Here is a 24824-nt window from a genome sequence, read left to right on the forward strand (position 1 = left end):
CCGTTCCACCTAGGAGAACTCCGTGACCACGACCTTCCCTGCGACCACCACCGCCCTCGGCGGGCCGGTCGCACCCGGCTCCGGTCGGCTGCGCCCGCTCGGGCAGCACGAGATCCGCCTGACCGGCGGTTTCTGGAAGCAGTACCAGGATCTCGGCGCGCAGGCCGTGATCGGCCACTGCCTCTCGTGGATCGAGCGCGTGGGCTGGGCCGGCAACTTCGACCGCGCGGCTGACGGCACCCTCTCGGACGCCTCCGGGAACCGCCACGCCGGCATCGAGTTCGTCGACTCGGAGGTCTACAAGCTGCTCGAGGCGATGGCCTGGGAGCTGGGCCGCTCGGACGACGCGGCGCTCGCCTCCTCCTACGACGCCCTCGTCGCCCGGGTCGCCGCGGCGCAGGAGGAGGACGGCTACCTCCACACGAGCTTCGGCCGCGAGGGCCAGCCCGCCCGGTACTCGAACCTGGAGTGGGGGCACGAGCTGTACTCGTTCGGGCACCTGATCCAGGCGGCAGTCGCGCGGCTGCGCACGGGGCACGACGACCTTCTGCCCGCGGTGGCGCGGCGGCTGGCCGAGCACGTCTGGCGGGAGTTCGGATCCGGCGGACGCGTCGCGGTCTGCGGGCACCCCGAGATCGAGCCGGCGCTCGCCGAGTTCGCCCGCGCGACGGGGGACGGCCGCTGGCTCGAGCTCGCCCGCCTCTTCGTCGAGCGCCGCGGCACGGGCACCCTCGGCGCCGTGCAGTTCGGGCCGGAGTACTTCCAGGACGACGTCCCCGTCCGCGAGGCGGACGTGCTGCGCGGCCACGCGGTCCGCGCGCTGTACCTCGCCTCCGGAGCCCTCGACGTGGCGGTCGAGACCGGCGACGCCGAGCTCGAGGACGCCGTGCGGCGCCAGTGGTCGAGCACCGTCGCGCGGCGCACGTACATCACCGGCGGCATGGGCTCGCACCACCAGGACGAGGCGTTCGGAGCCGACTACGAGCTGCCCTCGGACCGCGCCTACGCCGAGACCTGCGCGGCCATCGCCTCCGACATGCTCAGCTGGCGGCTGCTGCTGCGCTCGGGCGACACCGCCTACGCCGACCTGATCGAGCGGACCCTGCTGAACGCGGTGCTTCCGGCGACCCGCGCCGACGGCCGCGCCTTCTTCTACACGAACACCCTGCAGCAGCGGGTCGACGGAGTGGAGCCCGACGAGTCCGTCGAGACCGACCGGGCGCAGTCGAGCCTGCGGGCGCCCTGGTTCTGGGTGTCCTGCTGCCCGACGAACACGGCGCGGACGCTCGCGAGCGTCGAGCTGGGCTTCGCGACGGCCGACGACGACGGCGTGCAGCTGCACCAGTACGGCGCGTACCGGATCGAGACCGACGGCATCGCCCTGCAGGTCGAGACCGAGTACCCCGCCGACGGAGAGATCGCGGTGCGCATCGAGCAGGACGCGGAGTTCTCGCTCACCCTGCGCATCCCCCCGTGGGCGCGCGGCTCGGCGCTGCTCGACGGGTCTCCGGTCGAGGAGTCGCGCGACACCGTGACCATGCGGCGCGCCTTCCGCGCCGGCGAGGTCGTGCGGCTGTCGCTCCCGATGACCGCGCGATTCGTGACGCCCCACCCGCGCATCGACGCCGTTCGCGGGCAGGTCGCGCTCGAGCGCGGACCCTTCGTGCTGGCGGTCGAGTCGATCGACCTGCCCGACGGGCTCGACACGGAGCACATCGCGATCGACCGCTCGGTGGAGCCGGTGCCGACGCCCGGAGGCGGCGCGCGCGCGGCGATCGCGGCGGTCAGCGCGCAGGAGGAGGAGTGGGCGTACGGGACTGCGGCCGCCTCCGTCGAGCGGCGCGTCGACGTCGAGTTCCGGCCGTACTACACCTGGGCGAACCGCGGGCCGTCGACGATGCGCATCTGGACTCCCGCGCTCTGAGGGCGTAGGACTGTGGTGCCCGTCGGGGCGCGGATCTTCGGGTGATCCGCGCCCCGGCGGGTTCTCGCGATGCGGGCGGGTCTCTGAGGAGAAGTCTCACCAGGCGTATGGCCGCCTGCTTGCTGATCGAGTAGCCCGCGCAGCGGGCGTGTCGAGATCCACCCTCTCCAGAAGACGTGATCATGGTCCCGATCTGCTGAACCCCGACGGTCTCGATACGCCCCTCCGGGGCTACTCGACCAGCGAGCTCTGCTGATCGAGTAGCCCTCGGAGAGGGCGTATCGAGATCCGCGTGTCCGGGCGGTGGTGGGTCGCGACTCAGTGCTGAGCCGGGCGGCGCCCGCCTACTGCGAGAGCCGCAGGTCGAGGCGGTCGAGGAGGGTCTCGAGGGAGATCTCGAACTCCTCCGTGCTGCGGTCCTCGCTGAGCAGGGTGCGCAGGCGCCGGACCTCGGGCGCGGAGTCGAGGGAGAGGTTGCCGTCGCGCTGCGGGATGTCGGCGTCGCCCTCGTCGAGAGGGAGGTCCGTCGGAGACGTCTCCGCGCCGAGGACCGCGGACTGCAGGAGCAGCTGGCCGAGCAGGAAGCTGCTGAAGGACCGGTAGGCGCCGACGGCCTGCTCGTCGGTGAAGCCGTTGGCCGTCAGGGTCGTGAGGAACGTGTTGACGACTTCGATGCTGCGCAGCGGCGGGCGCAGCCAGGGCGCGGCCGGGTGCCGGGTCGCGACGAGGGGGAACGCCTTCGGATGGTCGGTCGCGATGCGGCGCACCGCGTGGGCGGCGGTCTGCAGGAACTCCTGCCAGTGCTGGCCGTCCGCCTCGGCGAGAGCCGCGGTGAGGTCCTTCATCAGCACGGCGATGACGCCCTCGAGGAGGTCCTCCTTGCCGTGCACGTAGCGGTAGAGCGACATCGCCTCGACGCCCAGCTCTTGCGCGAGCGAGCGCATCGAGAGGGCCTCGGCTCCCGATCGGTCGATGTGGGCGAGGGCGGTGTCGATGATCAGGTCGCGGCTGAGCCGCGGCGCGGAGGAGCCGGACTTGCCTGTTCGTTCGCGGTCGGTCACGGAAGACACCTCTCTGCGGCGCTCGTCCCGGCCCGGCTACCAGGTGCGGGGTGAACACGCAAGCTCCTCCACCCTACTGATGCTTACACCGTAAGGTTCACCAGTGGCTTACACCGTAAGTCCGTTCCCAGCGGAGTGACTGCAGGGGCTCGCTCTGCGGCCGGTCCTGTCTCTCCGGAGGAATCGGAGAGCGCTCCGGCACGGACGCGCCTCCGGTCCGCTCGTCCATCCGTCACCGCTATCCGGGCCAGTGCCCGGCGAAAGAGAGTGCATCATGATCGACAGCAGCACCGTCACCGACCTGATCGGCGCCGATGTCCACGGCACCGACGACGCGAAGATCGGCACCGTCGGCCAGGTCTACGTCGACAACGACAGCCAGCAGCCCACCTGGGTCACCATCCGCACCGGCCTCTTCGGCTCCTCGGAGTCGTTCGCGCCGCTGAGCGACGCCTCGTTCGACGGCGGAGTGGTCCGCGTCGCCTACGAGAAGTCGTTCGTGAAGGACGCGCCGCGCATCGAGGACGACGGCGCGCTCACCGCCGACGACGAGCAGGCCCTGTACTCGTACTACGGGGTCGGCGGCACCCGCGCCGAGAGCCCCCTCTACGACCAGGACGCCGACCGCGGCACGACCACGGACTTCGTGACCGAGGGCCACGGCTCGGGTCAGGGCACCGAGGGCCACGACACCTCCGGCCCCACGACCGACGACGCCATGACGCGCTCCGAGGAGCGCCTGCGCGTGGGCACCGAGACGGTCGAGGCCGGCCGCGCCCGCCTGCGCAAGCACATCGTCACCGAGCAGGTCACCCGCACCGTCCCCGTCAGCCACGACGAGGTCACCCTCACGCGCGAGCCGATCACCGAGGCCAACGCCGGCGACGCCCTCGCGGGCCCCGACCTCAGCGAGGAGGAGCACGAGGTGATCCTCACGGAGGAGCGCGTCGTCACCGCCAAGGAGACCGTCCCCGTCGAGCGCGTCAGCCTCGGCACCGAGACCGTCACCGAGCAGCAGCGCGTGGACGAGGAGGTCTCGCACGAGGAGATCGAGCTCGTCGACCCGACCACGACGCGCACCACGACCACTGACGAGACCGGCACCCGCTAGTCGCGCACCGGTGCGGCCGACCCGATCGGCCGCACCGTCCCTTCCCCGTCCCTTCCCCGCCCGAAAGGCTCCCCATGGACTTCCCCGCCGCACTGCAGAACGGCCTGGCCGCGGTCATCGCGTTCGTCCCGCTCGCGCTGCTCTTCCTGCTCATCCTCATCGTCGGCCTCATCGTCGCCAAGCTCATCGAGAAGGGCCTCTCGCGCTTGCTGACGAAGGTCGGCTTCGACCGCGCCGTCGAGCGCGGCGGCATCAAGAAGGCGCTCGCGAACTCGAAGCTCGACGCCTCCGACATCGTGTCGAAGATCATCTACTACACGCTCGTGCTGTTCGTGCTCCAGTTCGCGTTCGGTGTCTTCGGCCCGAACCCGGTCAGCGATCTGCTCCAGGGCATCATCGGCTTCCTGCCCAAGATCATCGTCGCGATCATCATCATCGTGATCGCCGCCGCGATCGCCGCGGGTGCCAAGGGGCTCATCCAGAACACCCTGGGCGGACTTTCCTACGGCAAGCTCCTCGGCAACATCGTCGCGATCTTCATCCTGTTCCTCGGAGCCACCGCGGCCCTGAACCAGATCGAGGTCGCCACGACCGTCACCACGCCGATCCTCATCGCCGTGCTCGCGATCATCGCCGGCGTCATCATCGTCGGTGCCGGCGGCGGCCTCATCAAGCCGATGCAGCAGCGCTGGGAGGCGATCCTCACCAAGGCCGAGGCCGAGGCGCCGAAGATCCAGCAGGAGGCGAAGAACGCTCCGTCCGTGACGGAGCAGGCCTCGCGCGCGGCCGAGGCCGCGAAGCAGCAGACCGGTCAGAAGACCAGCGCGCGCCGCGCGGTCTGACCCGAGCAGCACTCCTCCGGCCGGTCCCGCTCCTCGGAGTGGGGCCGGCCGTTCCCTTCTTCCCCGGCGCTCCCGTCGCCGGCCCGCTCCTCGCATCGCATCGGAGAGACCATGCATCCCTGTTCCCGGCTCCTCGCATGAGCGCGTCGCCCGAGACCCCTCCGTCCGTCGTTCTGCACGAGGAGCGACTCGTCGTCTCGACGCGGCGGTTCGCCACCGAGCGCGTCCGGCTCGAGCGCGTCGTCGTCACCGAGCAGCGGACGATCACCGTCGACGTCCGCCGCGAGGAGATCCGGCTCGTGCGAGAGCCGCTGCCCGGCGACGATCCGCTGCCGGGTGACGGAGCCGCCGCGCCTGTCGAGCCGGTCGTCGTGATCCTGCACGAGGAGCGGATCGGGATCACCAGGACCGTCGTGCCGGTCGAGCGGGTGACGCTCCGGGTGGCCTCGGTCGCGGGCGAGCGGGACGTGACCGCGGAGCTGCGGCGCGAGGTGGTGGACGTGGACCGGACGGACATCTGAGGGGTCGGTCCTCGGCGGACGCGGGTCTCGATACGCCCCGGCGGGGCTGCTCGACCAGCAAGGGGTTCGGGAGGTGCTTGCGGGGTGGGGCGGCGCCCTCTGCTGATCGCGTAGCCCGAGGAGCGGGCGTATCGAGATCCGCCGACGCCGAGCGCAGCGCGCATGGGACCCTGATCCGACACGACGGAGGGGGCGCACCGTGGGCGCGATGGACGATCTGATCGGCCCGGAGGTCGTCGAGCGGCTGGCCGCGTCGATCCGGGCGGTGGGTCCGGAGGAGCTGCCGGCGCTCGCCGCGGTGAGCGACTTGCTGGACGGCCTCCGGCTCCGGCAGCGCGTGGACCTCGTGCGCGACGCGCTGCTGAGCGACCTGCCCGCAGGGTTCCCGGCCGTCGAGAGCCTCGTCCTCGACCTCGTCGAGCAGCCGCTCCTCGAGGGCTGGATGATCTGGCCGGTCACCGAGCTCGTCACCGTCCGCGCTCTCGAGAGCGGATCCGCCGAGCACTTCGACGCGGCGCTCGCACTGCTCGCCCGGCTCACCGTCGGCCTGACCGGCGAGTTCGCGATCCGCGACCTGCTGATCGCGCGTCCGGAGCGGGCGCTCGCCGTGATGCTGACCTGGACGGATCACGAGAACGAGCACGTGCGGCGGCTCGCCACCGAGGGCTCGCGCGCCTTCCTGCCCTGGGCGAAGCGCGTGCCGTGGCTGCTCGCGAACCCGCGCGCGACGCGGGGGGTCCTCGACGCCTCCTATCGGGACGAGTCCGAGTACGTGCGCCGCTCGACGGCCAACCACCTCAACGACCTCAGTCGCGTCGATCCGGAGATCGTGATCGAGACGGCTGCGGGCTGGTCGGCGGACCCGGACGCGAACACGCCGCGGGTGGTGCGCCACGCACTCAGGACCCTGCTGAAGAAGGGCCATCCGGAAGCGCTCGTCCTCGCCGGCTTCGACGGCGGACTGCTGCGGGTCGGCCGCCCGAGTCTCTCCGTCGACGCGGTGCCCTGGGGCGGCTCCGTCCAGATCTCCGCCGAGATCGTCAACGAGGGCGGGACGGAGGCGACGGTCGTCATCGACTACTCGATCGGCTTTCAACGGGCCGACGGCTCCGTCCGGCCCAAGACCTTCCGGCTCGCGACCCGGCGCCTCGCTGCGGGCGAGAGGACGACCGTGACCCGGACGCACTCGTTCCGCGAGATCACGACGCGGCGGTACTACCCGGGCGCCCACTCCGTCACCGTGCAGGCGAACGGGGTGGTGTCGACGCCGGTCGACTTCGTGCTGGAGCGCTGACGGCACGGCGCCGCCCTACGGCACAGCGCCCCTCACGACGCAGCGCCGCCCGGGAGGAACGGCCTCCCGAGCGGCGCTGCGTGCGGTGCGGAGTGCTACGCGTCGGTGCGCGAGTCGACGTCCTTCGCGGTCTCGATCGGCTCGCCCTCGACGCTCGCGCGGTCGGACTTGCCCCGGTCGCCGCGGGTCTTGAGCAGGCTCGCGATCGTGGCGACGGCGATCGTCGCTCCGATGAAGGTGAGCGAGAACCAGATCGGGATCTCGGGCACCCACAGCAGCGGCTCGCCGCCGTTGATGAAGGGCACCTCGTTGACGTGCAGGGCGTGGAACACGAGCTTCACGGCGATGAACGCGAGGATCACGGCGAGGCCCTGGCTGAGGTAGACGAGGCGCTCGAGCAGTCCGCCGATGAGGAAGAACAGCTGGCGCAGACCCATCAGCGCGAAGGCGTTCGCGGTGAACACGATGTAGGCCTCGCTGGTCAGGCCGTAGATCGCGGGGATCGAGTCGAGCGCGAAGACGAGGTCGATGAAGCCGATCGCGACGATCGTCAGCAGCATCGGAGTGACGAAGCGCTTGCCGTCCTTCTTCACGGTCAGCTTGTCGCCGTGGTACTCGTCCGTGACGGGGAGGATGCGGCGCACCAGGCGCATGAAGGCGTTGTTCGACGGGTCGCCGTGGTCGCCCTTGATCTGCTGGTAGGCGAGGACGAAGAGCAGGGCGCCGAACAGGTAGAAGACCCACGAGAAGTTCTCGATCAGCGCCGCACCGACGGCGATGAAGGCTCCGCGCATGATCAGCGCGATGACGATGCCGATCATCAGCACCTTCTGCTGGTACTTCTTCGGCACCGCGAAGCCGCTCATGATGATGAGGAAGATGAAGAGGTTGTCGAGCGACAGCGCCTTCTCGGTCAGGTAGCCGGCGAAGTACTCGCCGCCGTAGCGCCAGTCGGCGACGACGCCGATACCGACGCCGAACAGCAGCGCGAGGCCGATGTAGAAGGCCGACCAGCGGGCGGATTCGCCGATGGTCGGTTCGTGGGGCTTCCTCACGTGGACGAAGAACTCGTAGACGAAGAAGGCGATCGTCACGGCGATCGTGATCAGCCAGACGGCGGGGGTGACCTGCACGGCGTACTCCAAGGGGTGGGTGGTCGGGATGACACCAAGGTCTCCTCCACTCCGCCGCGGACCTGAGGTCTTCGCGGGCGGAGCCGATGGCCCGGGATGCTCTGTCGCATCCGTAATGACGGGCTCACCGCAGACGGGAGTACTCCCCTTGCTGGGGTCAACTGTAGCGAAGGGCGCGGCGCGCCAACCTGGGAAGGGTCTGCGGTGGAGCCGCCGAGAAGCTGGGCGGGGGTGCGCGGCGGGAGGCAGCGATGCCTCGACCGTCGGCGTCCGAGCCCACGTCGTGTTCCGCGTCAGCCTCTGCAGATCAACTGTTCAGTTCTAAACTGAACAGGGAGGTGTCCGATGCTGCGAAGAACCCGTTTGCGCTTGGGCCTGGGCGTCCGCGATCTCGCACGCAGAGCCGGAGTCGCGCCGAGCGCGGTCACCCAGTGGGAGCAGTCGGAGGCGCGAGGAGTTCTCCGACGATCCACTCTGGAGCGCGCGCTCGGGGCCATGGGGACGTCGATCGAGGCCGAGGACATCGCGCTCCACTCGTCGACCCCTCTGGATCGCCGCGAGGATCGTGTCGCGCTCGAACTCCATCGGGCGGTGGCCCGTCAGCTGGTCGACCGTCCCGACGACGTCCTCGATCGCGTCCCGGAGAACGTCCGGCGGATGCGGTCGCGCGTTCGCGGCGGCGCCGTCGCGCTCCTCGAGGTCTGGAGCGACCTGGCCGCGCAGCGCGAGATCGGCCGCCTGGTCGACGTGATGCTCTCCCCCTCCCTCCGCGCGATCGAGATGCGCCAGATCTCGCCGTTCGCCGGGGTGCTCAGCGAGGAGGAACGCGCACGGGCGATCGCGCGCGCCGCGCGATGAGAAGAGAAGAGCGGGAACTCGCGATCGCGACGGCGGCTTCCATCGTTCAGCAGGATCGGGTCCTCGTGATCGGATCGCAGGCGATCCTCGGCAGCTACTCCGAGGACGTCCTTCCGGAGCGCGCGACGATGTCCCGCGAGGCCGACATCGCTCCGCTCGAGGACGATGCGCAGGAGTCGCTGGCGACGCGGATCGATGTCCTCGCGGGCGAATGGTCCCCGTTCGACGACGAGCACGGCTTCTACATCCAGGGCGTCAGCGTGCGCACCGCGTACCTGCCAGAAGGATGGGCGGAACGCGTCGTCCGGGTCGAGGTCGAGAGCGGCTCGACCGGTCTCTGCCTCGACCCGCACGACCTGTGCGCGGCCAAGCTCGGACGCAATGACATCAAGGACAAGGAGTTCGTCCACGAGCTGATCACCGCCGGACTGATCGATCCCGCCGAACTGCGCACACGCTTCGAGGCGATAGCGGATCAGCGGCTCGAGGGGGCCCGGAGGGTCGCGGTGCGCTCGTTCCTGCGGAGCTACGTCGACGGCCGTACCGTGGGCGAACGCGAGGATCGGGCATGATGTCCTCCCCAGCGGAGATCCGCAGCAGACTCGAGGGGGCTGCGGCGTCGCAGCGGCTCGTCCGGCTCGAGCGCGTCTCACGGCCCGGGCAGTCGATCGACGGCTTCGTCGTCGGCCTGGGTGCGAAGTGGGTGCTGCTCACGCGGATCATGGCGGGCGGCTACTTCGACGGAGTCACTGCCGTCCGGTTGCGCGAGATCTCACGGGTGCGGCGCGACCGGTCGTTCGAGGGCCGCTCCGCCTCCCTCCAGCCGGAGTGGCCGCCGCGGGCGCCGAGCGGAGTGGAGCCCTCGGATCTGGACACGACCGCCGGCATGCTCGCGGCGCTCCTGCGGCCGGGAGTGCTCACGGGCATCGAACGCGACCGGAGGCACGACTCCCTCTGGGTGGGCGTGCCGAACGAGCTCGTCGGCCGCTGGTTCTACCTCTCGGAGGTCCGGCCGGACGGGACCTGGCACGAGCGACCACTCGGCTACCGGTTCGGGACGATCACGGTCGTGACCGTCGACGACCATTACCTCCGGGGTCTGGCTCTCGTCGCGGGGCAGCCGCCGGTCGAGGAGCTGCCGCACCACTGGACGGCCCGCGCGCGGACGCAGGTGGGGTCGGACGCTCAGTCGTGACGACGGGGCCGTCGCCGAATTCGGTAGACGCCGAGACCTGCGAACGCCAGGGCGACCACCAGGCCGCCGACGGCGAATCCGGTGTTCGGGATCGCGAAGCCCCAGATGCTAATGCCCGCCCAGAGCGCGGCGATGACGAAGGCGGCCGTCGGGGTCGTCGTGGGGCGCATCCGCCCACGATACGCGTGCCGGCCGGTCAGCGCGGGTAGGTCCTCAGGGGCACCGGCGGCAGGGCGGCCAGCTCGGGGGAGACGAAGCCGACGACGTCGGAGTAGTGGTCGACTCCGTCCTGGCGGAGGAACGACCAGCACTTGAGGGATCGCGGGCGCTTCGCCAGGGGCAGCGGCGTCGCCTCGACGACGATCAGTCCGCGGTCCTGGAGGAGGATGCGGGCGGTGAGCTTCTCGGCTCGGCCGTCGACCGTCCACAGGCCGACCGCGTGCAGGCGGCCCTCGCGGCTGTCGACTCCGAGGGACATCACGGAGCTGTAGTCGTCGGAGGCGGCGCCCATGCCGATCTGGAAGTCGCCCGCGGCACCGTCGAGCACGAACGCGACGTCGAGGCCCGGGCGGTGCCGGATGGAGTACGTCGAGACCAGTCGGCCGCGGCCGAACGACTCGGTCCGGCTCTGCGCCGCGCGGACGTGATCCTCGGCCTGCCTGCGCTCCACGCCGTCCTCCTCCGCTCTGAGCACGGCGGTAGCGGCGCTGCCCCCGACCCTAGTGGGCGGTGCGAGCGCGGCGACGGGCGTCGGCCGCTGTCCGAGGCCGGGCCGACCAGCGGCCGGGAGTCGGCGACCCGACGCCCGGTACGGTGGAACGGTTCCGAGCACCACCCCGCACCGACGAAGGAGCCCCCATGCCCACCACTGTGAGCGGCGTCATCGCCCGATCGAAGGGCGCTCCCGTGGAGCTCGTCGACATCGTGATCCCCGACCCCGGGCCCGGCGAGGCCGTCGTCGACATCGAGACGTGCGGCGTCTGCCACACCGACTACCACTACCGCGAGGGCGGGATCAGCGACGACTTCCCGTTCCTGCTCGGCCACGAGGCCGCGGGCCGGGTCAGCGCGATCGGCGAGGGAGTGACGCACGTCGCCGTCGGCGACTTCGTCGTGCTCAACTGGCGCGCTGTCTGCGGCGAGTGCCGGGCGTGCGTGCGCGCGGAGCCCTGGTACTGCTTCAACACCTTCAACGCCACCCAGAAGATGACCCTCGAGGACGGCACGGAGCTCAGCCCGGCGCTGGGCATCGGCGCCTTCGCCGAGAAGACGCTCGTGCACGCCAAGCAGTGCACGAAGGTCGATCCGTCGGCCGATCCGGCGGCGGTCGGGCTGCTGGGCTGCGGCATCATGGCGGGCCTGGGCGCCGCGATGAACACCGGGAACGTGACGCGCGGCGACTCCGTCGCGGTCATTGGCTGCGGAGGAGTCGGCACGGCAGCGGTCGTCGGCGCGAAGCTGGCCGGAGCGAGCACGATCATCGCGGTCGACCGCGACCCCAAGAAGCTGGTCGCCGCGCAGAAGCTCGGCGCGACCCACGTCATCGATTCGAGTGGACTCGACGAGGCGGGAGTCGTCGCGGCCGTGCAGGAGTTGACGGACACGTTCGGCGCCGACGTCGTGATCGACGCGGTCGGCCGTCCCGAGACCTGGCGCCAGGCCTTCTACGCCCGCGACCTCGCCGGCACCGTCGTGCTCGTCGGGGTGCCGACGCCCGAGATGATCCTCGAGATCCCCCTCCTCGACGTCTTCGGCCGCGGCGGATCGCTGAAGTCGAGCTGGTACGGCGACTGCCTGCCCGAGCGCGACTTCCCGATGCTGACCGACCTCTACCTGCAGGGCCGACTGCCGCTGGACGAGTTCGTGAGCGAGCGGATCGGCATCCGCGACATCGAGCAGGCCTTCGCGACGATGGCCGGCGGCGACGTGCTGCGCTCGGTGGTGGTGCTCTGATGGGCGCGCGGATCGACCACCTCGTCACCAGCGGCACGTTCAGCCTCGACGGCGGCACCTGGGACGTCGACAACAACGTCTGGATCGTCGGCGACGACTCCGAGTGCGTCGTCATCGACGCCGCGCACGACGCCGACGCGATCCTGGCGGCGGTCGGCGACCGGACCCTCGTGGCCGTGCTGCTGACCCATGCCCACGACGACCACATCGACGCGGTGGCGGGCGTGCGCGAGGCGACGGGCGCGCCCGTGCTGCTGCACGACTCCGACCGCATGCTCTGGGACGTGGTGCACCCCGACAGTGCGCCGAGCGCGGCGCTCGTCGACGGCCAGCGGATCGCCGTGGCCGGCCTCGAGCTCGAGGTGCGGCACACGCCCGGCCACTCGCCCGGAGCGGTCTGCTTCGTCGCCGAGGAGCTCGGCACGGTCTTCACGGGCGACACCCTCTTCCAGGGCGGGCCGGGCGCGACCGGCCGCTCCTACAGCGACTTCCCGACGATCATCGAGTCGATCACCGACCGGCTGCTGACGCTGCCGGCGGAGACGGTCGTGCGCACCGGGCACGGCGACTCGACGACGATCGGGGCGGAGGCGCCGCACCGCGAGGAGTGGATCGCGCGCGGGCACTGAGGGCGGGGTGCCGGGGTCGGTCACAGGCCGAATCGCCTCAGAACCAAGGCTGAGAGGCCGATCGCGCGTGATCTGAGCTGATCCCTGCCTCTCAGCCTTACTTCTGCAGGCCTCGGCCGTCGGGCGGGCGCCGCGATCAGATCCAGCCGTGCTCGCGGGCCTCGATCACCGCGCGCTGGCGGGTGTCGACCTGCAGCTTGCGGAGGATCGACGACACGTGGTTGCGCACGGTGCCGTTCGAGAGGTGCAGCGCGGCTCCGATCTGCCCGATGGTCTCGCCGCGGGAGCCGGCGCTCAGCACGTCGAGCTCGCGGTCGGTGAGCGGGCTGCGCGTCGTGGCGAGGGCGTCGGCGGCGATCTCGGGATCGACGTAGCGGCGTCCGCTCGCGACGAGGCGGATGACCTGCGCGACGTCCTCGGCGCGGCGCGACTTGGGGAGGAAGCCTGCGACTCCGACGGCCAGCGCACGGCGCAGCACGCCGGGGCGGGCGTGGCGGGTCACGACCACGACGCGGGTGGCGGAGGAGTGGCGCAGTCGCTCCGCGGCCTCGATGCCGTCCATGCCCGGCATCTCGACGTCGAAGAGGCAGACGTCGGGCTCGAGGCGCAGCGCCTCGGCCACCGCCTCCTCGCCGTCGCGGCACTCGCCGACGATCTCGAGGTCGTCCTCGAGGCGGAGCAGCGCGGCGAGGGCGGTGCGGATCATGTCCTCGTCGTCGGCGAGGAGCACGCGGATCACCGCGCACCTCCGACGGGCAGGCGCGCCTCGAGCTCGAAGGTGCGCCGCGTCGGACGGGTGCGCAGGGTGCCGCCGGCGCGCTCGATCCGCTCGGTCATGCCGGCGATGCCGGCGCCCTGCTCGTCGGGCGCCTCCGGCTCGGCGGGGAGGTCGTTCTCGGCGTGGAACCGCCACTCGCCCTCGTCGCGGGCGAGCCGCAGGCGGGCGGACTCGCCTCCGCCGTGCTTGAGGATGTTGGTCGTGCTCTCGCGGACCACGGGGCCGAGCGCGTCGGCGGGCGCGAGGTCGGCGTCCGGGCCGATGTCGAGCTGCACACGCAGCCCGGCCGAGCGGAGGAGGTCGGCGGCGTTCTCGAGCTCGTCCGAGAGCAAGACGCTGCGGAAGCGGGTGGCGAGCTCGCGGGTGCCGGTGCGGGCGCCGTCGACGCTGCGCTGGGCGGCGCGGAGCTGATCGAGGGCTCCGTCGGGGTCGTCGCGGAGGAGGCGCTCGGCGAGCTCGAGCTGCAGGGCGATCACCTGCAGGTGGTGCCCCTGCAGGTCGTGGACGTCGCCCGCGAGGATCAGCCGCTCCTGCGCGGCCGCGAGGCGACCCTCCGCCGCCCGCGCGCGGTCGAGCTCGCGCACGATGTCCCACCACCAGAGCATGCTGACGATCGAGAACGGCAGGGCGGCGGCGAAGATCAGCATCATCGGCCAGAGGTCGGCCGCGGACAGCGGCCCGGCGCTCAGCCGCTCGTGCTCGAGCGCGGCAGACACCACGAGGACGACGGTGAGGAGCCCGGTGAGGCGACCGCGGACGCCCTGCGGCCACGGCAGGACGCCGACCAGGGCGAAGGCGAGGGAGAGTGCGGAGGTCACGCTGCCCGTGGCGACCCCGACGCCGGCCGCCGCTGCGACTCCGACGACGAGGACCGCCGACGGGCCGACGGGCGAGTCCTCCCGCGCCCGGCGGTAGCGCAGGATCAGCATCGCGAAGGCGGCGCACCAGACCACGGCGCTCCCGAAGTACGCGGCGACGCGCCACGGCTGCGGATCGCCGACGAGGATCGGCACGGACCAGACGAACAGCACGGCGAGGACGAACGAGCCCGCCGAGACGAGGGTGTACCACCAGGTGGCCGACACGCCGCGGCCGGACGGCGGGGCGTCGATCGTCTCGGGCGCAGTGCTCATGCCGCCCACAGTACGACCATGACGGATGTCACCCCTCGGGGGTGCGTTCCTCCCCTGCGGAGGTGACCCGGTGGCACTGCCGGGGCGCTCGCGACTGCGGTCGGATGGAGTCATCCCGAGAGACGGGAGGGCCGCCGACGCGGTCAGCAGAGCGGAGAGACGACATGTCGGACATCGCAGCCGACGCCATCCTCGGATTCCAGGACCTCCTCGCCCGGGTCCCCGACCTCGTGCAGCCCCTCGTGGTGGCGGCCGCCGGGGCCGTGCCGTTCATCGAGGGCGAGGGGGCGGCGACCATCGGGATCATCGGCGGCATCAACCCGGTGATCGCAGCGATCTCGGGTGCGGTGGGCAACTTCGTGTGCGTGGCGCTGCTGGTGCTGCTGGGCGCGGGGGTGCGCTCGGCCGTCACGAAGGGGCGGACGCGGAAGTCCTCCGCGCGGCGCGAGAAGTTCCAGCGCGCGTTCACCCGGTACGGGGTGCCCGGAGTGAGCCTGCTCGGGCCGCTGCTGCTGCCGACGCACTTCACGGCGGTGATGCTCGCGGGGGCCGGAGTGGCGAAGGGGCGCGTGCTGCTGTGGCAGGGCGTCGCGATCGTGCTCTGGACGACGGCGCTGACGGTGGTGGTGAGCCTCGCGGTGGGCGGGGCGGGGCTGGCCTGAGGACGCGTTCGGAACCGAGGTCGGGAGGGTGTGGCGAGGCCGTTCTGGGCCGTTCGCCGGCTCTGGCCCTCGGTTGCGGACGGGATCCGCGCGCCGGACCGTCGGAACGAAGGCTGTGAGGCCGGAATCGCGTGGAGTGCGCGATATCCGGCCTCTCAGCCTTACTTCTGCAGGCGCCGGCGCCGGGATCCGGCCCTCAGGCGCTCACGCCGCGACGCGGGCGTGCGCGTCGGCGAGCAGCTCCACCGAGCGCAGGCGCGCCGGCGTCGCGAGCGACGCGTGGGCGACGATGACCTCGTCGGCGTCGGCCGAGCGGGCGAATCCGGCCACGTAGTCCGCGACCTCCTCGCCGGTGCCGACTCCGGTGTAGTGGGTCATGCTCGCCACGTGCGCGCCGACCGGGGCGCTCAGGAGGCTGTCGAGCTCGTCGTCCGAGAACTGCTGGTCGAGCGGGATCTGGCCGCTCTGGCGCAGCAGCATCAGCAGGCGGGCCCGCTTCATCTCGGCGAACTGGCGCTCGGCGTCGGCGGTGGTGTCGGCCGCGATGGCGTTCACTCCGGCGATCACGTAGGGCGCGTCGAGCTGCTCCGACGGGCGGAAGCCGCGGCGGTACTCGGCGACGGCCTGGTGCAGCGCGTCGGGCGCGAAGTGCGAGGCGAAGGCGTAGGGGAGGCCCAGAGCCGCGGCGAGCTGGGCGCCGAAGAGCGAGGAGCCGAGGATGTAGAGGGGCACGCGGGTGCCGGCTCCGGGCGTCGCGCTGACGCCGGGGATCCGGGACTCGCCGGCCAGGAAGGCCTGCAGCTCGAGGACGTCCTGTGGGAAGCGCTCGGACGACTCCGGATCGCGGCGCAGCGCCCGGAACGTCGCCTGGTCGCTGCCCGGCGCGCGGCCCAGGCCCAAGTCGATGCGGTCGGGGTGCAGGGTCGCGAGGGTGCCGAACTGCTCGGCGATGGTCAGCGGGGAGTGGTTGGGCAGCATGACGCCGCCGGAGCCGAGGCGGATCGTCGAGGTCTGCGACGCGACGTGCGCGATGAGCACCGAGGTGGCGCTCGACGCGATCGAGGCCATGTTGTGGTGCTCGGCGTACCAGACCCGGCGGTACCCGCTGCGCTCGGCCTGCTGCGCCAGCGCCACCGAGGCGGCGAAGCTGTCGCGCGCGGTCTCTCCGGGGGCGATGGGGGCGAGGTCGAGGATCGAGAGGGGAACGGTCATGTCAGAGGGCAACGCGGGGGAGGCGGTCGGTGTTCCCGTCGACAGCGGTGAGTTCTCTGCGCAACGTCAGCCGTGAGGCACCCCTGACCGCTGACAGGCGACAGACCCCCCGCTCAGCTGATGTTCCGCAGCGCACCGCCGCTCGTCGGGGCCTTCCGCCCGCCCCGCGCTCCTGCTACGGTGCTCTGAACCGGTTCAGTAAACCGGTTCAGACTCGACGAGGAGGCGCACGATGGCGAGCAGGCCCACGATCCTCGACGTCGCCCGCGAGGCCGGGGTCAGCAAGGCGCTCGTCTCGTTCGCCCTGAACGATCGGCCCGGCGTCTCCGTCGGGACGCGCGAGCGGATCCTGCAGGTCGCCTCCGATCTGGGCTACCGGCCCAGCGTCACCGCCCGCTCCCTCTCGACCAGCGTCTCGTTCGCCGTCGGCCTCGTCGTCGCGCGCGACCCCGAGGTGATCGCCGCGGATCCGTTCTTCCCCTCCTTCATCTCGGGCGTCGAGCGCGTGCTCGCCGAGAACGGCCGGGTGCTCGTGCTGAGCGTCGTCGAGCCGGGCCCCGCGGAGGAGGCGGTCTACCGCACCCTCGCGGCCGACCGCCGCGTCGACGGCGTCTTCCTCACCGACCTGCGCGAGGGCGACTCCCGGTCCGCGCTGCTCGCCGAGCTCGGCCTGCCCGCCGTCACCCTCGGCCGCTACGACGGATCGGCGTCCCCGGCCGTCGTGATGGACGACGCGGCCGGCATCGCCGACGCGGTCGCCCACCTCGCCGCCCTCGGCCACGAGCGCATCGCCCACGTCGCCGGACCCGACCACCTGCTGCACTCGCAGCGGCGCCGCACCGCGTTCCTCCGCTCCTGCGCCGCCGCCGGCCTCGAGCCGGGCCCCGTCGTGGCCACCGACTTCAGCGCGGGCCAGGGCGCCCGGGCGATGGAGCAGCTGCTCGACCTCGCCGAACCGCCCACCGCGGTCGTCTGCGCGAACGACCCGATGGCCATCGCCGGCCTCGGTGTCGCGCACACCCGCGGGCTCCGGCTGCCCGACGACCTCTCGATCACCGGATTCGACGACTCCGAGATCGCCGCCCACGTCTACCCGTCGCTGACCTCCGCCCGCACGCGCCCCGCGCGCTGGGGAGAGGCGGCGGCCCGCACGCTCCTGGATCTCATCGAGACCGGGAGTGCCCCCGACGTCGACCTCGAACCCGCCGGGCTCGTCGTGCGCCACTCGACCGCTCCGCCGCGGCCGACCCACTGAGAGGCGCGCGCACCGCCGCGCGCGCCGAGCACAGGACAAGGAGAACACCATGAGCAGCTCGACGACGAGACGATGGCTCACCGGGATCGGCATCGCCTCACTGGCGACGATCGGCCTCACCGCCTGCAGTGGAGGAGGTGGAGGAGCCTCCACCGACCTCACCGCGACCGGTCCGATCACGATCTGGTACTCGAACAACGAGCAGGAGGTCGCCTGGGGCGAGGCGATGGTCGAGGCCTGGAACGCGGACAACCCGGACCAGGAGATCACCGGCCAGGAGATCCCCGCCGGCAAGAGCAGCGAGGAGGTCATCGGAGCCGCGATCACCGCCGGCAACGCGCCGTGCCTCGTCTTCAACACGGCCCCCAGCGCGGTCGGCCAGTTCGAGCGACAGGGCGGCCTCGTCGACCTGTCGGAGTTCGAGGACGGCGACGACTACATCGAGACCCGCAGCGGCGACCTCGCCGAGCAGTACCAGAACGCCGACGGCGACTACTTCCAGATGCCGTGGAAGAGCAACCCGGTCGTCATCTTTTACAACAAGGACCTCTTCGCGCAGGCCGGACTCGACCCCGAGAACCCGTCGCTGGCGACCTACGACGAGTTCGTTGCGACGTCGAAGACGCTCGTCGAGTCCGGAGCCGCGCCCGCCGCGATCCAGCCCGCGCCCACCAGCGAGTTCTTCCAGACCCAGTTCGACTTCATGCCGCTGTACGCCGCGGCCACCGGAGGGACGGGCCTGGTCGAGGACGGCGAGGCCACCTTCGCGAGCGAGGACGGCTACGCGGTCGCCGAGTTCTGGAAGAGCCTCTACGACCAGGGCCTCGCCGGCCGCGAGCAGTACCAGGGCGACGCGTTCGCCGACGGTCAGGCCGCCATGTCGATCGTGGGCCCGTGGGCCGTCTCGGTCTACGAGGACCTGAACTGGGGCTCCGTCTCGGTGCCTACCCCCGACGGCACCGCGGCCGAGGACACGTGGACGTTCAGCGACGCGAAGAACGTCGGCCTCTACTCCGCCTGCGAGAACAAGGGCACCGCGTGGGAGGTGCTGAAGTTCGCGACCAGCGAGGAGCAGGACCGCTCGCTGCTCGAGACCACCGGCCAGATGCCGCTGCGGACCGACCTGCAGACCACGTACGCCGACTACTTCGAGGCGAACCCTGCCTACCAGCGCTTCGGCGACCAGGCGAGCCGCACCATCGAGGTGCCGTCGGGACCGAACACCGTGCAGATGCTGCAGGCGATCCGCGACGCGTGGGGCAAGACCGTGATCTTCGGCGAGGGCGACGTGCAGTCGGCGCTCGACGGAGCGGCCGAGACCGTCACCGGGCTCGCCGGCCAGCAGTGAGCCGGCCGTGACCACGCTCACCCCGAAGGCTCCGGCGTCCACGGGCGCCGGGGCCCCGGGTCCGGCCGCGAAGCGGAGCCTGCTCCGCCGCGTGATCGGACCCCAGCCGCTCGGGCTCCTGTTCGGCGGCCCGTACCTGGTCTTCGTGCTGGCGGTGTTCGCGTTCCCGGTCGGGTACTCGGTCTACATCGCGTTCCACGACTTCTTCTTCGCCGCTCCCGGTGTGCAGGTCGACCGGCCGTTCGTGGGGCTCGAGAACTTCGTCACCGCGTTCTCCAATCCGCAGGTCATCCGCTCGTTCGGCAACATCGGGATCTTCCTGATCATCAACGTGCCGCTCACGGTGATCCTGGCGCTGCTGCTCGCCTCGGCGCTGGACAAGGTCGTGCACCTGCGCACGTTCCTCCGGGTGTCGTTCTACGTGCCCTACGTGACGGCGAGCGTCGCGATCGTCGCGGTGTGGCTGTTCCTGTTCAACGGGAACGGGCTGGTCAACAGCCTGCTCGGCCCGCTGGCGCCGGATCCGTCGTGGCTGATCAACGAGAACCTGGCCATGCCGGTCATCGCGATCTTCGTCACGTGGAAGCAGCTCGGGTTCTACATCCTGCTGTACCTGGCGGCGCTGCAGAACGTGCCGAAGGAGCTCTACGAGTCGGCGTCGACCGACGGAGCCGGGCGCATCCGCCAGTTCTTCTCGGTCACCGTGCCGAGCGTGCGGCCCGCGACCCTGCTCGTGCTGCTCGTCTCGACGGTCACCGGAGCGAACCTCTTCACCGAGCCGTACCTCCTGACCGGCGGCGGCGGACCCAACGGCGCCTCCGCCTCGCCCGTGCTGCTGATGTACCAGCTGGGCCTCCAGCAGGGGCAGCCCGATGTGGCGTCGGCCATCGGAGTCGTCCTCGTCATCGGCGTCCTGATCATCGCCTACCTGCAGAACCGGTTCGCCGGGGAGAGGAATTCATGAGCGCGCAGGTCAGCGCGGGAGGAGCGGCCCCGGCCGTGCCCGCCGTCACTCCGATCAGAACGCGCCGACGCCCCGTGGGGATGAGCCGCTCGGCGGTCGTCCTGCGCGGCGTGGTCCTGGGGCTCGGCGCGATCGTCTTCCTGTTCCCCTTCTACTACATGGTCGTCGGCTCGCTGCAGACCGACCCCGACCCGACCCTCGCCGGAGCGGTCCCCGATCCGGCGAACCTCACGCTCGACAACTACGTCAACGTGAACGAGCGGATCAGCCTGCTCACCGGCCTGGTCAACTCCGGGATCTTCACGGGCGGCGTGCTGCTGTGCACCGTGGTGCTCGGGGTGCTGGCCGGGTACGCGCTCGCGATGCTGCAGTGGCGCGGACGCAACGCCGTGTTCGCGCTCGCGCTGCTCGTGCAGGTCATCCCGTTCCAGCTGCTGCAGATCCCGCTCTACGTGCTGATCGCCCGCGACTACGGTCTCGCCGACAGCCACGTGGGCATGATCCTGCCGTTCGCGATCAACTCCACGGCGGTGATCATCTTCCGGCAGTACTTCCTGCAGCTCCCCAAGGAGCTGTTCGAGGCGGCCCGGATCGACGGCGCCGGCGAGCTCAAGCTGCTCTGGAACGTCGCCCTCCCGCTGGTGCGGCCCGCGCTCGTCACGGCGGTCCTCCTCACCTTCATCGGCCCCTGGAACGAGTTCCTCTGGCCCTTCCTCATCACCAAGGACGCGTCGCTGCAGCCGCTCGCCGTGTCCCTGGCCAACTACATCTCGAACGTCGCGTCGTCGACCGACAACCCGTTCGGGGCGATCCTGGCGGGCGCCGTCGTGCTCGCCGCCCCCGTCGTCGTGCTGTTCATCGTGTTCCAGCGCTACTTCGTCTCGACCGATCTCGGATCCGGAGTGAAAGGATGACCATGACTCCCACCCTCACCACCGTCCCCTACCGACTCGAGCGCGTCGGCATCGTGATGGAGCCCCTGCCGGGCGACGAACTCGAAGCCGAGGGCGTGCTGAACCCGGGCAGCGGACGCGGCCCGGACGGCGAGCTGTACCTGCTGCCGCGGATGGTCGCGACCGGCAACGTCTCGCGGGTGGGCCTCGCCCGGGTGCTCGTCGAGGACGGCGTGCCCGTCGGCGTCGAGCGCGAGGGCGTCGTGCTGGCACCCGACCGCGGGTTCGAGCGGGGCGCGTCGAACTCCGGAGTGGAGGATCCGCGCGTCACGTTCGTCGAGGCCCTCGGGCTGCACGTGATGACGTACGTGGCGTACGGGCCGCTCGGCCCGCGGACGGCGCTCGCCGTGTCGGAGGACCTGCGCGAGTGGCGCCGGCTCGGCCCGGTGACCTTCGCCTACGACGACGCGCTCGACATCGACCTGGGACTGTTCCACAACAAGGACACCGTGTTCTTCCCCGAGATCGTGACGGCGCCCGACGGCACCCGCGCGTTCGCGGTGCTGCACCGGCCCATGTGGGACCTCGGCGAGACGAAGCCGGGGGAGGGCGTGCGCCTGCCCGCCGGCGTCGAGGATCCGCGGCAGAGCATCTGGATCAGCTACGTGCCGGTCGCCGACGTGGACCGCGACCTGGCGAACCTCACGCGGTGGACGCGGCACCGGTTCCTCGCGGGGCCCGAGTTCCCGTTCGAGGAGCTCAAGATCGGAGGCGGCCCGGCGCCGCTCCGGGTGCCCGAGGGCTGGCTCCTGATCCACCACGGGGTCACCGGAGTGATCGACAACGCGTTCGCGCAGCAGCAGAAGGTCAACTACGCGGCCGGAGCGATCCTCCTCGACGGCGACGACCCGTCGCGCGTGATCGCGCGCACCGCCGAGCCGCTGCTCGCGCCCGAGACGGAGGAGGAGCGCTCGGGCATCGTGCCGAACGTCGTCTTCCCGACGGCGATCGAGGAGATCGACGGGCAGCACTTCGTCTTCTACGGCATGGCCGACTCGAAGATCGGCGCGGCCCGGCTCGTGCGGACGGACGGGTGAGCCCGCTGCGCCCCTCGTGCTGATCGAGTAGCCCGCGGAGCAGGCGTATCGAGATCCCCGTCTCCGGGCGGTGGTGGGTCTCGATGCGCCCCTGCGGGGCTACTCGACCAGCAAGCAATCGCGACCACCCCTGCGGGGCTACTCGACCAGCAAGCAATCGGGACCGCCGGTGCTTCGCCGGCGGTATCCGCCCCTCTTCGTCCCTTGCTGATCGAGTAGCCCGCGGAGCGGGCGTATCGAGATCCCCCACGACCAGAAGCACCACCCACCCCCACCCATCGGAGAGTTCAATGACGAACGCCAGAACACGCACGGCGGCCGCCCTGGCCGCCACAGCCCTCGTCGCCGGGGGTCTCACCCTCGGCGCGGCCCCCGCGCACGCGGCGGACCCCCTCGCGAACACCGCGCACCTCGACTTCCTCCTCGACACCGCCACTCCGACTCCGGAGCCCGGCCACACCACCTACCGTCTCGCCGAGGAGCCCGAGCTGGTGATGCCGTGGACCTACGCCGACGCCCGCGACGGCGGCACGTTCGAGCGCGTCGGCGGCGGTCCGCTCGACGCCGCGACCGGCGACTGGGGGCAGGGCGCCTACAACACCGACGACATCTCGCGCGCCGCGGTCGCCTACCTCCGCCACTGGCAGCAGACCGGATCGACGGCCAGCCGCGAGAACGCCTACGAGACCCTGCGCGCCCTCGCCTACTTCCAGACCACCGACGGCGACGACGCCGGCAACGTGGTGCTCTGGATGCAGCCCGACGGCGAGCTGAACCCCAGCGCCGAGCCGATCGAGCTGCCGGACCCGAGCGACTCCGAGGACAGCTACTGGCTCGCCCGCACGCTGTGGGCCCTCGGCGAGGGGTATGCGGCGTTCGAGGACGACGACCCCGACTTCGCCGCGTTCCTGCAGGAGCGCCTCCGCCTCGGTGTCTCCGCGGTCGACCGCGAGGTGCTGACGCGCTACGGCCAGTACGCGACGGCCGACGGCGTCCGAGTGCCTGCGTGGCTGATCGTCGACGGGGCCGACGCGACCGCGGAGGCTCTGCTGGGCCTCTCGGCGTACGTCGAGGCCGTGCCCGACGACTCCGCGGTGCGCGCCAGCACCGCGAAGCTCGCCGAGGGCGTGGCGGCGCTCGCGCGCACGACGACGGAGGGGGACACCACGTCGTGGCCGTACGGCGCGATCCTGCCGTGGGCGAAGTCGCGCTCGCTCTGGCACTCCTGGGCGTCGCAGATGCCCGCGGCACTCGCCGAGTCCTCCGTCGCGCTCGGTGACGCCTCGCTCCTCGAGCCGGCCGTCGTCGACGGCTCCCGCTTCGCGCCCGAGCTGCTGACCTCGGGCGGCCCCGACAACGGCCGCTACCCGAGCCCGACCGAGACGGTGCAGATCGCCTACGGAGCGGATTCACGGCTGCAGAACTCGCTCGCCCTCGCCGACGTGACCGGGTCGAGCGCCTTCACCGACCTCGCCGGTGTGCAGGGTGCCTGGTTCTTCGGCCTCAACCGCAGTGGTGCGGCCGTCTACGACCCGGCGACGGGAATCACGTTCGACGGCGTGCAGGCCGACGGCAGCGTCAACCGCAACAGCGGGGCCGAGAGCACGATCCACGGGCTGCTCGCGATGATCGCCCTGGATGAGCGCCCCGAGTTGGCCGACCGCGCGCGGTCCGTCGCGACCCAGGTGAGCCGCGAGGGCCTCGAGGTCGTCGAGGCCGAGACGGCGCAGGGCGGCACGGTCGTCACTCCGGAGTCGAGCTGGACCGGCGAGTCCTCGTGGAGCGGCTCGTACCTGTCGCTGACGAACTGGCGCCGCTCGGCGACGATCGGCATCGGCTCCTCGACGCAGGAGCGCGTGATCGAGCCGGTGATCCAGCGCGTCGAGAAGGGGACGGCGACGACTCCGCTCAGCGTGTGGACCGCCGGGAAGCGCCCGCTGGACCTGCTGAAGAGCACGGTCGGCGCACGCGGGATCACCGAGGCGTCGGGCGCGCTGCTGCCGCAGAAGCTGCGGCGCACGGTGCCGGCGGACGCTACGACCGTCGAGGTGCGCGGAGTGACCGGTGAGACGAAGCTCGACGCGCTGCTGGTGCGCCCGGTCGTCTCGCGGCTCGTGCTCGAGGGCGACGGCGGGCGCACCGAGCTGGTGCGCAACTCGACCACGACGACCCGCTCGGCGACGCTCGAGGGCTCGGGCACGCTGCGCGTGTACTCGGCCGACGGCGTGCTCGTGAGCGAGCAGACCGCGGCCGGCGCGGTCACGGTGCCGGTTCCCGCCGAGGGCTTCGCGGTGCTGATCGGCTGACGCCGCACCGTTCGTGACGGATCGGCGAGCGCGAGTGCGTCGATCCGTCACGAACGGCCGGGCGGCCCCGTCGACCCGTCACGAACGGCCGCTCGGATCGACGAGCGGCGGCCGTCCGTGACGGATCGCGCGTCAGGCGACGGAGCGCAGGTGCCGGAAGGCCGACGCGTGGAACACCAGGGGCTCGATCGTCTCGTCATTGTGCAGCGCGGTGACCTCGAGGAGCACGACGTGGTGGTCGCCGGCCGGGATCTCGCCGAAGATCGAGCACTCCAGCCAGAGCGGCGAGTCGTGCACGAACACGGCGCCCGACTCGCTCCTCTCGATCGCGAGGCCCGCGAAGCGCCCGGCCTTGTCGCGCGAGGCGAGCTGCCGGACCGCGGCGTCGTGCCCCGCGCCCATGACCGAGACGCCGAGGCGATCGGCCGCCCGCAGCACGGGCCAGGTGGTCGACGAGTTCTGGATGGCGAACATCACCAGCGGCGGGTCCATCGAGACTCCGACGCTGAAGGACGAGGCGACCATCCCCTCCAGCCGCCCGTCGACCTGCGCGGCGAACGCCGCCACTCCCGACGGGAAGTGCGAGAAGGCCTGTCGGAGCAGCGCCGGATCGGGCGAGTAGGTCGTGAGCGGCACGGGAGGGTCCTTCCGGGGG

General features: G+C 71.5%; 25 protein-coding genes. 17 read left to right on the top strand and 8 right to left on the bottom strand.

Annotation, left to right across the window (positions count from 1 at the left end):
• Positions 1-22 precede the first annotated feature (22 nt).
• Positions 23-1924: a glycoside hydrolase family 127 protein gene (locus C1I63_RS04975; protein ID WP_107573989.1), complete on the top strand. Its 1902-nt coding sequence runs from the start codon at positions 23-25 to the stop codon at positions 1922-1924.
• Positions 1925-2268: 344 nt separating this feature from the next.
• On the opposite strand, the gene C1I63_RS04980 is transcribed toward C1I63_RS04975, so the two are convergent.
• On the bottom strand, positions 2269-2985 hold the full coding sequence (locus C1I63_RS04980; RefSeq protein WP_107573990.1) for a TetR/AcrR family transcriptional regulator C-terminal domain-containing protein: 717 nt from the start codon (positions 2983-2985) through the stop codon (positions 2269-2271).
• Positions 2986-3259: 274 nt separating this feature from the next.
• Here C1I63_RS04980 and C1I63_RS04985 point away from each other — a divergent pair, with 274 nt between their 5' ends.
• From C1I63_RS04985 to C1I63_RS05000, 4 genes are all read left to right on the top strand, one after another.
• Entirely contained in the window at positions 3260-4096 is an 837-nt protein-coding gene (locus C1I63_RS04985; protein WP_107573991.1) for a PRC and DUF2382 domain-containing protein, read from the top strand.
• Positions 4097-4170: 74 nt separating this feature from the next.
• A complete protein-coding gene (locus tag C1I63_RS04990; RefSeq protein ID WP_107573992.1) occupies positions 4171-4938 on the top strand; it encodes a mechanosensitive ion channel family protein in 768 nt (255 codons plus the stop codon).
• A 137-nt stretch (positions 4939-5075) separates the two neighbouring features.
• On the top strand, positions 5076-5459 hold the full coding sequence (locus C1I63_RS04995; RefSeq protein ID WP_107573993.1) for a YsnF/AvaK domain-containing protein: 384 nt from the start codon (positions 5076-5078) through the stop codon (positions 5457-5459).
• A gap of 208 nt (positions 5460-5667) precedes the next feature.
• Positions 5668-6753 (top strand): DNA alkylation repair protein, encoded by a 1086-nt coding sequence (locus tag C1I63_RS05000; RefSeq protein ID WP_107573994.1) that lies wholly within the window; start codon positions 5668-5670, stop codon positions 6751-6753.
• Between the two features lie 95 nt (positions 6754-6848).
• Here C1I63_RS05000 and C1I63_RS05005 read toward each other — a convergent pair whose 3' ends face one another.
• The gene (locus C1I63_RS05005; protein WP_055788630.1) at positions 6849-7886 is read right to left on the bottom strand and encodes a TerC family protein; all 1038 of its coding nucleotides are present in this window, start codon (positions 7884-7886) and stop codon (positions 6849-6851) included.
• Between the two features lie 345 nt (positions 7887-8231).
• On the opposite strand from C1I63_RS05005, the gene C1I63_RS05010 reads away from it, so the two are divergent.
• The 3 genes from C1I63_RS05010 (at position 8232) to C1I63_RS05020 (ending at position 9939) form a co-directional block, all read left to right on the top strand.
• The gene (locus tag C1I63_RS05010; protein ID WP_107573995.1) at positions 8232-8744 is read left to right on the top strand and encodes a helix-turn-helix domain-containing protein; all 513 of its coding nucleotides are present in this window, start codon (positions 8232-8234) and stop codon (positions 8742-8744) included.
• 65 nt (positions 8745-8809) lie between these two features.
• The gene (locus C1I63_RS05015; protein WP_107573996.1) at positions 8810-9316 is read left to right on the top strand and encodes a DUF6036 family nucleotidyltransferase; all 507 of its coding nucleotides are present in this window, start codon (positions 8810-8812) and stop codon (positions 9314-9316) included.
• Positions 9313-9939, top strand: coding sequence for a hypothetical protein (locus C1I63_RS05020; RefSeq protein ID WP_146168371.1), 627 nt, complete (start codon positions 9313-9315; stop codon positions 9937-9939). The genes C1I63_RS05015 and C1I63_RS05020 overlap by 4 nt, the downstream gene beginning before the upstream one ends.
• On the opposite strand, the gene C1I63_RS05025 is transcribed toward C1I63_RS05020, so the two are convergent.
• Positions 9930-10109, bottom strand: a complete 180-nt coding sequence (locus C1I63_RS05025; protein ID WP_107573998.1) for a hypothetical protein — start codon at positions 10107-10109, stop codon at positions 9930-9932. The genes C1I63_RS05020 and C1I63_RS05025 overlap by 10 nt on opposite strands.
• A gap of 26 nt (positions 10110-10135) precedes the next feature.
• A complete protein-coding gene (locus C1I63_RS05030; protein WP_107573999.1) occupies positions 10136-10609 on the bottom strand; it encodes a hypothetical protein in 474 nt (157 codons plus the stop codon).
• Positions 10610-10797: 188 nt separating this feature from the next.
• On the opposite strand from C1I63_RS05030, the gene C1I63_RS05035 reads away from it, so the two are divergent.
• Both C1I63_RS05035 and C1I63_RS05040 read left to right on the top strand, forming a co-directional pair.
• A complete protein-coding gene (locus C1I63_RS05035) occupies positions 10798-11892 on the top strand; it encodes an S-(hydroxymethyl)mycothiol dehydrogenase (RefSeq protein ID WP_107574000.1) in 1095 nt (364 codons plus the stop codon).
• Entirely contained in the window at positions 11892-12521 is a 630-nt protein-coding gene (locus C1I63_RS05040; protein WP_055784658.1) for an MBL fold metallo-hydrolase, read from the top strand. Before C1I63_RS05035 ends, C1I63_RS05040 begins: the two co-directional genes overlap by 1 nt.
• A 136-nt stretch (positions 12522-12657) precedes the next feature.
• Here C1I63_RS05040 and C1I63_RS05045 read toward each other — a convergent pair whose 3' ends face one another.
• Positions 12658-13260, bottom strand: a complete 603-nt coding sequence (locus C1I63_RS05045; protein WP_107574001.1) for a response regulator transcription factor — start codon at positions 13258-13260, stop codon at positions 12658-12660.
• Positions 13257-14432 carry a sensor histidine kinase gene (locus tag C1I63_RS05050; protein ID WP_170116316.1) on the bottom strand — a complete coding sequence of 392 codons (1176 nt, stop codon included), beginning with the start codon at positions 14430-14432 and terminating at the stop codon, positions 13257-13259. Before C1I63_RS05050 ends, C1I63_RS05045 begins: the two co-directional genes overlap by 4 nt.
• 164 nt (positions 14433-14596) lie before the next feature.
• Here C1I63_RS05050 and C1I63_RS05055 point away from each other — a divergent pair, with 164 nt between their 5' ends.
• A complete protein-coding gene (locus C1I63_RS05055; protein ID WP_107574003.1) occupies positions 14597-15094 on the top strand; it encodes a small multidrug efflux protein in 498 nt (165 codons plus the stop codon).
• 204 nt (positions 15095-15298) lie between these two features.
• On the opposite strand, the gene C1I63_RS05060 is transcribed toward C1I63_RS05055, so the two are convergent.
• Positions 15299-16306 (bottom strand): LLM class flavin-dependent oxidoreductase, encoded by a 1008-nt coding sequence (locus C1I63_RS05060; RefSeq protein ID WP_055784674.1) that lies wholly within the window; start codon positions 16304-16306, stop codon positions 15299-15301.
• A 232-nt stretch (positions 16307-16538) separates the two neighbouring features.
• Here C1I63_RS05060 and C1I63_RS05065 point away from each other — a divergent pair, with 232 nt between their 5' ends.
• The 6 genes from C1I63_RS05065 (at position 16539) to C1I63_RS05090 (ending at position 24169) form a co-directional block, all read left to right on the top strand.
• On the top strand, positions 16539-17561 hold the full coding sequence (locus C1I63_RS05065; protein WP_107574004.1) for a LacI family DNA-binding transcriptional regulator: 1023 nt from the start codon (positions 16539-16541) through the stop codon (positions 17559-17561).
• Between the two features lie 49 nt (positions 17562-17610).
• Positions 17611-18909, top strand: coding sequence for an extracellular solute-binding protein (locus C1I63_RS05070; protein ID WP_107574005.1), 1299 nt, complete (start codon positions 17611-17613; stop codon positions 18907-18909).
• Positions 18910-18916: 7 nt separating this feature from the next.
• The gene (locus C1I63_RS05075) at positions 18917-19873 is read left to right on the top strand and encodes a carbohydrate ABC transporter permease (protein WP_107574006.1); all 957 of its coding nucleotides are present in this window, start codon (positions 18917-18919) and stop codon (positions 19871-19873) included.
• Positions 19874-19953: 80 nt separating this feature from the next.
• A complete protein-coding gene (locus C1I63_RS05080) occupies positions 19954-20787 on the top strand; it encodes a carbohydrate ABC transporter permease (RefSeq protein WP_055788634.1) in 834 nt (277 codons plus the stop codon).
• A 2-nt stretch (positions 20788-20789) separates the two neighbouring features.
• A complete protein-coding gene (locus C1I63_RS05085) occupies positions 20790-21863 on the top strand; it encodes a glycoside hydrolase family 130 protein (protein WP_107574007.1) in 1074 nt (357 codons plus the stop codon).
• 290 nt (positions 21864-22153) lie between these two features.
• On the top strand, positions 22154-24169 hold the full coding sequence (locus C1I63_RS05090) for a hypothetical protein (protein ID WP_107574008.1): 2016 nt from the start codon (positions 22154-22156) through the stop codon (positions 24167-24169).
• 132 nt (positions 24170-24301) lie between these two features.
• Here the strand turns inward: C1I63_RS05090 and C1I63_RS05095 are convergent, their stop codons facing one another.
• Positions 24302-24805: a flavin reductase family protein gene (locus C1I63_RS05095; protein WP_055784695.1), complete on the bottom strand. Its 504-nt coding sequence runs from the start codon at positions 24803-24805 to the stop codon at positions 24302-24304.
• Between the last annotated feature and the right edge of the window lie 19 nt (positions 24806-24824).

Origin of the sequence: Rathayibacter caricis DSM 15933 (assembly GCF_003044275.1) — a bacterium.
GTDB lineage: Bacteria > Actinomycetota > Actinomycetes > Actinomycetales > Microbacteriaceae > Rathayibacter > Rathayibacter caricis.

Bases quoted from the DNA above. Each gene is read 5' to 3' on its own strand.
- C1I63_RS04985 (WP_107573991.1), top strand. From the start codon at position 3,260: ATGATCGACAGCAGCACCGTCACCGACCTGATCGGCGCCGATGTCCAC.
- C1I63_RS04990 (WP_107573992.1), top strand. From the start codon at position 4,171: ATGGACTTCCCCGCCGCACTGCAGAACGGCCTGGCCGCGGTCATCGCG.
- C1I63_RS04995 (WP_107573993.1), top strand. From the start codon at position 5,076: ATGAGCGCGTCGCCCGAGACCCCTCCGTCCGTCGTTCTGCACGAGGAG.
- C1I63_RS05000 (WP_107573994.1), top strand. From the start codon at position 5,668: ATGGACGATCTGATCGGCCCGGAGGTCGTCGAGCGGCTGGCCGCGTCG.
- C1I63_RS05010 (WP_107573995.1), top strand. From the start codon at position 8,232: ATGCTGCGAAGAACCCGTTTGCGCTTGGGCCTGGGCGTCCGCGATCTC.
- C1I63_RS05020 (WP_146168371.1), top strand. From the start codon at position 9,313: ATGATGTCCTCCCCAGCGGAGATCCGCAGCAGACTCGAGGGGGCTGCG.
- C1I63_RS05025 (WP_107573998.1), bottom strand. From the start codon at position 10,109: ATGCGCCCCACGACGACCCCGACGGCCGCCTTCGTCATCGCCGCGCTC.
- C1I63_RS05035 (WP_107574000.1), top strand. From the start codon at position 10,798: ATGCCCACCACTGTGAGCGGCGTCATCGCCCGATCGAAGGGCGCTCCC.
- C1I63_RS05040 (WP_055784658.1), top strand. From the start codon at position 11,892: ATGGGCGCGCGGATCGACCACCTCGTCACCAGCGGCACGTTCAGCCTC.
- C1I63_RS05050 (WP_170116316.1), bottom strand. From the start codon at position 14,432: ATGAGCACTGCGCCCGAGACGATCGACGCCCCGCCGTCCGGCCGCGGC.
- C1I63_RS05055 (WP_107574003.1), top strand. From the start codon at position 14,597: ATGTCGGACATCGCAGCCGACGCCATCCTCGGATTCCAGGACCTCCTC.
- C1I63_RS05060 (WP_055784674.1), bottom strand. From the start codon at position 16,306: ATGACCGTTCCCCTCTCGATCCTCGACCTCGCCCCCATCGCCCCCGGA.
- C1I63_RS05065 (WP_107574004.1), top strand. From the start codon at position 16,539: ATGGCGAGCAGGCCCACGATCCTCGACGTCGCCCGCGAGGCCGGGGTC.
- C1I63_RS05070 (WP_107574005.1), top strand. From the start codon at position 17,611: ATGAGCAGCTCGACGACGAGACGATGGCTCACCGGGATCGGCATCGCC.
- C1I63_RS05080 (WP_055788634.1), top strand. From the start codon at position 19,954: ATGAGCCGCTCGGCGGTCGTCCTGCGCGGCGTGGTCCTGGGGCTCGGC.
- C1I63_RS05085 (WP_107574007.1), top strand. From the start codon at position 20,790: ATGACTCCCACCCTCACCACCGTCCCCTACCGACTCGAGCGCGTCGGC.
- C1I63_RS05090 (WP_107574008.1), top strand. From the start codon at position 22,154: ATGACGAACGCCAGAACACGCACGGCGGCCGCCCTGGCCGCCACAGCC.